This window comes from bacterium (genome assembly GCA_040757115.1).
Taxonomy (GTDB): Bacteria; UBA9089; CG2-30-40-21; order CG2-30-40-21; family SBAY01; genus JBFLXS01.
In genome coordinates this window covers 1-9,044 of record JBFLYA010000151.1, presented here as the reverse complement: position 1 = coordinate 9,044, position 9,044 = coordinate 1, and the positions used below count along the sequence as shown (strand labels likewise).

Here is a 9,044-nt window from a genome sequence, read left to right as displayed (position 1 = left end):
TTTTGGAAATTTATAATCAAGGGTAAGGAATTTGTTTATTCGATTATTAATTTTTTCTCCGGATGAAGATTGTGATTTATCTTCTGATTGATAACAATTATAGGATATGTTTAATTTTCGACTAATATTTTTACTAATTCCATAAGATATAGAATTTGATTGTTTTTGGTAAGATGTGTTGATTTTATCCTCACCTGTTGTTACATTAAAATTTGCCCACGGTCTAAATCCATAATATTCATATCGTAATTGCAGACCTTTTTCAAAGGTTACTTCACTTTTAATGGAAGTCGGGCTTTCTTGTTTTTCCATCTCAATTCCTATGTTGGTGGATATAGATAACGGATATTTAGATTCAAGGTAAGTTGTTTTTAAAAAAAGACTATCATAGATATTTTCAGTTGATAGTTGTGAGAGATGACTGTAAGAATGTGAATACAAAATAGAAGGAGTAATCTTTTTTAAAACTTTTAAATTATACCCAACATAGCCATTATATAATAAGCTTTCTGATAAATCCTTTTTATTGGAAATATATCCACCGGCATTAAATTTGTCCGTTTTAAAATCACCTTTTAATTTCCATAAATTAGCCTGATTGGTTCTGGAATATTCAATTTCTGTATTTAATCTTTTAGTTTTGTAGTTGGCAAACAAGTTAAAGTTAGGCACATTGTTTATTATTGAATATTCAGTTCGTAAGGTAGTTTTTTTATAGTTTATTAAATTTTTTAAAAGTAATCCCCACTGGTTTTCGTTATTTAAATAACATTCACCTTGTAGGTTTGAGAATTTATGGATAGGTTTTGAGAAATCTAACCCGAGTATTTGAGTATTTTCTTTAGCCCATAAAAATAAGCCATAAGATGTATTTGAGCCATATTCTGTGTTTGTTTTTATCCCCATAACTTGAGAGCCAGCAGATTTTCCGGCAAAAAAAGTTGATGTCTGTGCTTTTTTTTTCATTTCAAATTTAACCCCAAATAAATTCAAATTGGGCTCGACCAATCGGCTTATTCCATAAGATAGATTAAATAAGGCTAAATTATACAGTTTGTTATAAATAGTTAGTTGAGTATTTGTGAAATCAGGTTTTTTATCCTGGACATTAATCTGAAAATTGGTTGATGAGTTAAAATATAAATCTTTTTGTCTTCCATTAAGATTAAGATTATAAGTTGCCATTGATAGATTTTCCTCAAGTTCGAATGTGTAATTTCCAGAACCAGATATGGCTAAAGAAGATTCAGGATATAAAGCCCAAAGTATAATTAAAACTCCTGAAAAAGACAAATTATTGTTTTTTGCCACTGGCTTCTGTTGCCTCTTTAGTTGCTGGTTTCTCTAATACCTGCCAATTATAAAATGTGTTTGTGGGCAGTATAACTTTTTTACCAATAAGTTTTGTATCGCCATAGTCAAAAATAATTGTTGTTAAATACTTATTTTCGTCATGTGGGTTTAATTTAAAATATTCGGAGGTATAATCACCGATTTCATTGGGTAAAATCATTCTTCCTTCTAAATTTCCTTCGGCAATGACATTATCGTTTTTATCCTTAATTTTAAACTTTCCCACTGGAGATGGTTGAAATAGAGGTGAATTACCGAGATTTTTCAATTTTGCTTGAAATCTGAATCCTCTATCTTTAATATTTTCTGCTGATATTTCAGTTATTTCAATCTTTTTTTTCAAAGTTCCAGTAATTTCAGCCCCAACAAAAGATACCAATTGTGTAGCAACTCTAACCCCGCCACCCTTTTTTAATGGTCGGGAATTGAAACAAACTAATCCCCAATATCCACCTTCAGCGTTTTGTGGAACATCTATTGCATATCGGAGTGAGCGTTTTTGTTTTGGGGCAAGGGTAAAACTCTCTTCTTCAAAGGTTATCCACTTACTTAATGACTGGGAATGTGTGCCTGCAGGTGCAAATTTCCGGCTATTGTTTTCTAATACCCAATCCTTTGTGAATATCTCAACATAAACTTCTTCATCTCCGCCATTATTAATCTCAAAAACATTGCTTTTACTCTCTCCTTGTGTCAATGATAATTTTACAATACTTGGCACAATAGAAATAGCCTCTACTGATGAAAGGTATCCACCAACTATTAGAATAAGAGTAATTAACCAACCAATATTAATGATTTTTTTCATAAATTGACCTCCTCTAAACAAAAAAAAGCCAATAATAGGTCCTTGACCCACTATTGGCTTTTATAGTGTGTAAAAATAATCACTATTTTCCCTTAGTTATATCAATCCCCTATCGTAAATATTTGTTAACCGGGTATAAGCATATACAGGTATCATTCTCCGTTGTTCAACTGCTTATACCCAGTTACTTACCCCTACTCGTAAAAGAGCAAATTTTATGCTAACCTCTTTTAATCTTATCTTACTTATTACTTTACTTAAAGTTATATAAAGTATTTCCTCTCCAAAATTACTTCCAAAGACTCTAATTTTTGGACACTAATTTAAACATTTGCTTGTAATTTCTATAAAAGAGGTCTTGTGTCCAATTATTGGACACTTACGCTAAATTATATCTCCGTATCTTCCAATAAAGAGATGAACGACCTATTCCTAATGCTTTAGCGGTTTCTTTTTTATTTCCATTCTTTTCCTCAAGCATCCGTTTAATTGCCGTTATTTCTAAATCAACTAACGAAGATGAATCTTGACCTTTTTTATCATAAGCCGCCTCATCCACCTGTTGTAGCTTCAATTTTCCATTAGTAGGTATGAATATTGGTAAGTGAATATCATCAATGGTAATATGAGAACGACTGGCAATAATAACTGCCTTGAGAATACAATTGCTAAGTTGACGGATATTTCCTGGCCAATCATATTCCATTAATTTAGTTAATGCCAGACTATCAATATCCCTAACATCTTTATTAGTTTCCTCATTAGCCATTTTTATAAAGTGCTTAACTAATTCAGGAATATCTTCTTTACGCTCTCGTAAAGGTGGTAAATTTATCTGAAACACGGATAACCGATAATAAAGGTCATCTCTAAACTGTCCATTTTTAACCTGAGTTAATAGTGATTTATTCGTGGCTGAAATTATTCTAATATCAACATTAATAGGTTTAGTTCCACCTACTCGATAAAATATTTTATCTTCCACAACACGCAATAATTTAGCCTGCAAAGGGATACTCATCTCTCCAATTTCATCAAAAAGTATAGTTCCCCCTTGAGCTAATTCCAGCTTACCTAATCGGTCTTTAATGGCTGAGGTAAAAGCCCCTTTTTCATGACCAAATAGCTCACTTTCGGCTAAATCATGAGGTATGGCGGCACAGTTTATCGGGATATAATTTCTTCTTTTACTTCGATTATGTATAGCTCGAGCAACTAATTCTTTACCTGTGCCAGTTTCTCCATAGATATGAACTGGAACATTGGTGTTTGCAGATATATCTATAAGATGATAAACCTGTTGCATTTTGGCACTTTTACCAACTATTCCATTAAAGTTACTCATAATCTTACCTTAATTTTTTTAAAATTAAATCTTGACTTTTTTTTAAAAATAGTGTATAATATAAAAATAGGGCAAGGGTAATGTGAAGAAGAACCAATAGCTAAGAGGGGGTAATTCTTAGTTTTTTTCTTCTGTTACTTTTGCCCTTATTTTTTGGTAACTATTAGACACAAAAATACCACACATCTAAGAGACTAATTGAGTTAAAGAATAATACATTTTTCCCTTGCATAAACATCAAGACTGACTTAAGTTACTCTTTCTCTCTTATTTATATGTGTGGTATATATTAAAAGGGTATAGTATCTCACTTCGGTCCCTTATTATCTTTATATTCAAATTTTTCCCATCCCAATCAAAGCAAAAAAATTATATCTAATTTTAATTATTTTGTCAAGCAAAAAAATAAATTTTTTTTAAAAAAGTTGTAACTATTTGTATCTCAAGAAGTTATACCTTTAACCTTTTGGAAGTGTTTAATAATTGAACAATAAAGGCAGGATATTTTTTGTGGTAAATTTCTTTAACTCTAATAATAGCAAGACAGAAATTAGAGTTAGCATAAAATTTGCAATAATAAAATTAATAATCTAAATGTAATTATTGAAAGGTTAATAATATGATTTGTAATAAATGTCAAATCAACTTCCTGGATAACACCAATTCCTTATTATGTCCAGAATGTAACGAAGAAATTACTATCAGTAAAAATTTACCTATCACTGCGATTGATATTGTATTTGAACCACATTATCAGATAGACAAAAGATATGAAATTATTAGTTCAATTGGTAGAGGAGGAGTAGGAATTGTTTATAAGGCTAAAGATTTTATATTAGATGAGATAGTGGCGTTGAAAGTGCTTGCCCCGGGTCTATCTATGAATCAAGAAATTGTCGAACGATTCAAACAAGAAACAAAGATTACTCGCAGACTAAGCCATGATAATATAATCAGGATATATGATATTGGTCAGTTTGATAATAGATGGTATATTTCTATGGAGTATGTTGATGGTCAGGACCTGAAGAGTATACTTCAAGAAAGAAACATTTTATCTCCGATTGAGACGGTTGGAGTTATAAAGCAGGTATTAAAGGCACTGCAAGTAGTCCATGAAAACCAGATTATAAATCGTGATATAAAACCACAGAATATCCTTATTAGAAAAGACGGCATAGTAAAGATAGGAGATTTTAGTATAGCTAAATCTGCCGAGCTTAATGGTTTAACGAGTCCTGACCTTCTGATAGTTGGTTCTCCAGAGTATATGTCTCCAGAGCAAGTTAAAGGAGAAAAAATTGATGCTCGAACTGATATTTATTCAGTAGGCATTGTCCTGTATGAACTTCTTACTGGCAAACCTCCTTTTGGCTCTGATACATTAATTGCCATTGCCTATAAACACATATTTGAAACCCCTATTCCACTTAAAGAGTTAAATCCTCAAATTCCGGTATGGTTAGATAATATTACAAGAAAATGTTTAGCAAAAGCCCCTGAGAAGAGATATCAGGAGGTAAAAGAGTTACTTTCAGATTTAGAAATGCATCGTGCCCCAAAGATTGATTTTGAGCAAAAAAGAGATGAAATTACCATTAATAAGGAAACCTTTTTGAAATTGAAAAAGATTACAATTTTAAGCATAATTGGTATCATTATCGCGGTGAGTATAGCTGGTTACTTTATCCAAAAATATAATAAAAATCAAAATACACTTCAAATCACACAAAGAGATTATGCAAAGAAATTATATACATTGCAAACTAAATTACAGAATTTAGAAGGAGTGAAACAAAACTTAGAGGCTCAAATGCAGATAGCAAATCAGAAAATAGAGAATGCTGAAAACGAAAAAAAAGAATTAATTACCCAGTTAGAAAGAGTTAAATCTCTGTCTCAAAAAGCAGATTTTCCAATTCCTTCAGAAATGGTATTAGTTGAGGGCGGTGAATTTATTATGGGAATGCACAATGGAGACAATACACATCCACAACGCAAAGTTTATTTAGATAGTTTCTATATGGATAAGTATGAAGTAACTAATGAACAGTATGTTAGGTTTTTAAATGCGATGGGCAAGCACGACGGTTATATTAATCTTGAGTCCGAATATTGTAAGATAGAAAAACCAAACGGTCTGTATAAGGTAAAGGCTGGGTATGAAAAATATCCAGTCGTAGAGGTTACCTGGGATGGAGCAAATAGATATGCCAGATGGGCAGGAAAACGCCTACCTACTGAGGCAGAATGGGAAAAGGCGGCAAGAGGCACAGGGGGAAGAAAATACCCCTGGGGAGATATATTTGACCGAAATAAATGTAATATCAGCATGCAAAGAGTAACACCAGTGGGAAGTTTTCCAGAGGGAAAGAGCCCTTATGGTTGTGAAGATATGGCTGGAAATGTCTGTGAATGGGTTACAGATTGGTATGATAGTAATTATTATGAAAATAGTCCTTCAATAAATCCTAAAGGACCAAATATTGGTCATTATCGTGTTTGGCGTGGTGGCTCCTATTTGGGAAATCAAATTACTACCCAATGTTTTATCCGAAACTATCTTGCTCCAGATAAATCACGAAATAGCAGTGGTTTTAGATGCGCCAAGGACATAAAGAGAGGTAATCAGTAATCGGGACTCGGGACTCGGGGTTCGGGACTCGGGAAGGCTGGTAGCCACAGGCTTTAGCCTGCGTTGCTCGACTTCAGCATCCCCGCCCGTATCCTTCATTTATTTTTATCGTCATTTGTGCCCTGCAGGGGCATGAGCGTTTCCTCTGAAAATATCCGCAGATTTCGCAGAGGACACCAAATTTTTATTTTTTTGTCTCCCCCGCTGGCGGGATTAAGGGGTTAGGGGATTCTTTTATTCCCGAGCCCCGAGTCCCGAGCCCTGAACCCTGCGGTGAACGGTTAATAATTTCGCAATTAATTCTTTTGGATTTGTAGAATAGATAATTTTTGAACCTGTGGGTTTTTTAATCGTTTCAACAATCCTTCTAATTTCATCTGCTATTCCGCCACTTCCTTCTAAAACACCAATAAGTTTTCCTTCGTCATAAGCGATTGCGAATTCACCGAGTGTTCCAGAGCGTCCTCCAACAATAATGACAATATCACAACTGCGGACTGCGGTTACTTCACGTCCCATTAAACCACTCCCAGTATAAATCATCACATCAATTTCATCTGCTGGCGAATGAAATATTTTAATATGTTCTTCTAATGTTAAGGCTGGAGAAATACCTATGGTCATACCTCCTTGTGCTTTAGCACCTTTAGTTGCCTCATAGGGTAATCCAGGACAACCACCGGTAAGTATGGCACAACCCCACCTGGCTATTTCCTCTCCTAAAATATAAGCCTTTTTGACAATTTCCGGGTTTAATTCCCCTTCGGAAGTGCCCATAACACCAACTCTTATCTTCATTTTTCAATCCTCCTTGTAGTTGGTAATTGGTAATTGGTAACTGGTAATTGGTAATTGGTAATTGGTAACTGGTAATTAGTTACCAATTACCATATTAATCGATTACCTGATTACCAATCCTTTTCTATCTGCTTATCTCCACTAATCTGAACTTGTTTTCGCTTTTGAATCTCTTTTTCTTCCTCTTCTAAAGCCTGTAATATTCGCCCTGCATCTTCTTTAGACATCTTATTTTTATCTTCTTGCTTTGCTTGTTGAGTTTGTTTTTCTTTATCTTTACCATTTTCCCCTTCACTACCTTTAGATTTTTTTTGTTTTTGTTGTTCAGATTTAGCAGGGTGTTTTTGAGATAGCTGTTTTAATTTTTTATGCACAAATTCTAAATTATACTTTGCCTCTAAATCATCAGGATTAATCTGTAATGATTTTTTATATGAAACAATGGCATCAACTAATTTCCCATCTCTATATTGAGAATTACCAATGTTATAATAAGTTTTAGCCTGGAATAAGGTCTCCTTATTTTTAAGGGCATTTTGATATTCTTTAATTGCCTTTTCATATTGTTGTTTTTTATAAAAGGCATTGCCTATATTAAAATATAACTCTGTGGATTGAGGTTTTTTAAGTTGTGCCTCTCGATATTTTACTAATGCCTCATCATATTTCTCTTGCTCATAAAGTTTATTTCCAACCCTATTTTTATCAGCAACAGGGTCTAAAAAACCTAAAAAGGTACAAAAAGATATTAAAATAATTACCTTAATTCTATTCAAATCTTTCCACCGCCATTTTTCTGTGGGTGCTGATACTCATTTCTATTACCAGTAAAATCAAGACACCAATTAAGAAATATTGAAACCTATCTTCATACTGAATGTATTGTTTCGACAGAAGTTGTTTCTTTTCCATTCTTAAAATATCCTGATATATTTTATTTAATTCAATTTCGCCGTAGGTCGCTTGATAGTATTTACCATTAGTTAAAGATGCAATTTTTTCCAGAGTTGTTTCATCTAACTTACTCATAACGATTTCACATAAGGCATCTTTTTTATATTCAACTTGTCCATCTGGGGTTTTAACAGGTATAGGTTCTCCTCGAGTCGAGCCTATGCCAACGGTATAGATTTTCACGCCTTTTTTTTGTGCCTCTTTAGCCGCTTGAATAGGATTACTGTTATGGTCTTCTCCATCCGTAAGTAGAATCAGTGCTTTATATTTTTGTTCCTTTTTGACAAATGCCGCGGTGGCACATCTTATGGCATTTCCAATAGCCGTTCCTGGCACTGGCACGGTATTTATATCAATTGCCTCGAGGAATATCTTTGCCGCACTGTAATCAAGGGTTAATGGGCATTGGACAAAACTTTCACCCGCAAAAACAACCAATCCCACACGGTCTCCTCTTAATTTATCAATCAAGTTACTTATTTTTTGTTTTGCATTTGTGAGTCTATTTGGTTTAATATCCTCCGCCAGCATACTCAACGAGGTATCAATCGCTAAAATTATGTCGATACCTGTTCTTTTTATTATCCCTGATTTGGTGCCTATTTGAGGTCTTGCCAGGGCAATTACCAATAAAATAAAACTTAAGACAATTAAAACAACCTTTATTTTTTGTCGGTTATTACTTATTGTCGGAGACAATTTTTTTAGCAGGTCTAAATTACCAAATTTAGCCAATGCCTTTTTTTTCTGGTAAAATACAACTATGTAAAACAGGATTAAAACAGGTATAGCGGTTAATATAACTAAATATTCTGGTTGAGCAAAAAGGTTACCTGAATTCATCGTATATAAATACCCTTTACCCCCAAATTCTAAGCCGTTCTTCTGAAAATCGGGACTCGGGACTCGGGGTTCGGGACTCGGGAAGGCTGGTAGCCGCAGGCTTTAGCTTGCGTTGTTCGACTTCAGCATCCCCGCCCGCATCCTTCCTTTATTTTCACCTTCCTTTGTGCCCACTCCCTGTGGGCATGACCGTTTCCCCTGAAAATGTAAAATGGGACGCAGATTTTCGCAGATGAACAGGATTAAAATTAATTTTTTATTATTGTATTTCTATAGTTATTTCCTTAGAGTTTCTTGATGTTTTTATA

Annotated in this window: 8 protein-coding genes; 1 reads left to right on the top strand and 7 read right to left on the bottom strand. The window is 33.8% G+C overall.

Annotation, left to right across the window (positions count from 1 at the left end):
• From AB1422_12920 to AB1422_12910, 3 genes are all read right to left on the bottom strand, one after another.
• Positions 1 to 1,311, bottom strand: a 1,311-nt coding sequence (locus AB1422_12920; protein ID MEW6620214.1) for a hypothetical protein, incomplete at its 3' end; no start/stop codon positions are given.
• Positions 1,295 to 2,161: a hypothetical protein gene (locus AB1422_12915; protein ID MEW6620213.1), complete on the bottom strand. Its 867-nt coding sequence runs from the start codon at positions 2,159 to 2,161 to the stop codon at positions 1,295 to 1,297. The genes AB1422_12920 and AB1422_12915, both read right to left, overlap by 17 nt.
• Before the next feature lie 379 nt (positions 2,162 to 2,540).
• Positions 2,541 to 3,506, bottom strand: a complete 966-nt coding sequence (locus AB1422_12910) for a sigma-54 dependent transcriptional regulator (protein MEW6620212.1) — start codon at positions 3,504 to 3,506, stop codon at positions 2,541 to 2,543.
• Positions 3,507 to 4,125: 619 nt separating this feature from the next.
• On the opposite strand from AB1422_12910, the gene AB1422_12905 reads away from it, so the two are divergent.
• Entirely contained in the window at positions 4,126 to 6,141 is a 2,016-nt protein-coding gene (locus AB1422_12905) for an SUMF1/EgtB/PvdO family nonheme iron enzyme (GenBank protein MEW6620211.1), read from the top strand.
• On the opposite strand, the gene AB1422_12900 is transcribed toward AB1422_12905, so the two are convergent.
• The 4 genes from AB1422_12900 to AB1422_12885 all read right to left on the bottom strand — a co-directional run bounded on the left by AB1422_12900 (position 6,085) and on the right by AB1422_12885 (position 8,736).
• Complete coding sequence (locus AB1422_12900) at positions 6,085 to 6,240, bottom strand: hypothetical protein (protein ID MEW6620210.1); 156 nt, start codon at positions 6,238 to 6,240, stop codon at positions 6,085 to 6,087. The two genes, AB1422_12905 and AB1422_12900, sit on opposite strands and share 57 nt — an antisense overlap.
• A gap of 135 nt (positions 6,241 to 6,375) precedes the next feature.
• Positions 6,376 to 6,939 (bottom strand): hypothetical protein, encoded by a 564-nt coding sequence (locus AB1422_12895; GenBank protein MEW6620209.1) that lies wholly within the window; start codon positions 6,937 to 6,939, stop codon positions 6,376 to 6,378.
• 110 nt (positions 6,940 to 7,049) lie between these two features.
• Positions 7,050 to 7,715: a tetratricopeptide repeat protein gene (locus AB1422_12890; protein ID MEW6620208.1), complete on the bottom strand. Its 666-nt coding sequence runs from the start codon at positions 7,713 to 7,715 to the stop codon at positions 7,050 to 7,052.
• On the bottom strand, positions 7,708 to 8,736 hold the full coding sequence (locus AB1422_12885; GenBank protein ID MEW6620207.1) for a VWA domain-containing protein: 1,029 nt from the start codon (positions 8,734 to 8,736) through the stop codon (positions 7,708 to 7,710). The genes AB1422_12890 and AB1422_12885 overlap by 8 nt, the downstream gene beginning before the upstream one ends.
• Positions 8,737 to 9,044: the final 308 nt, after the last annotated feature.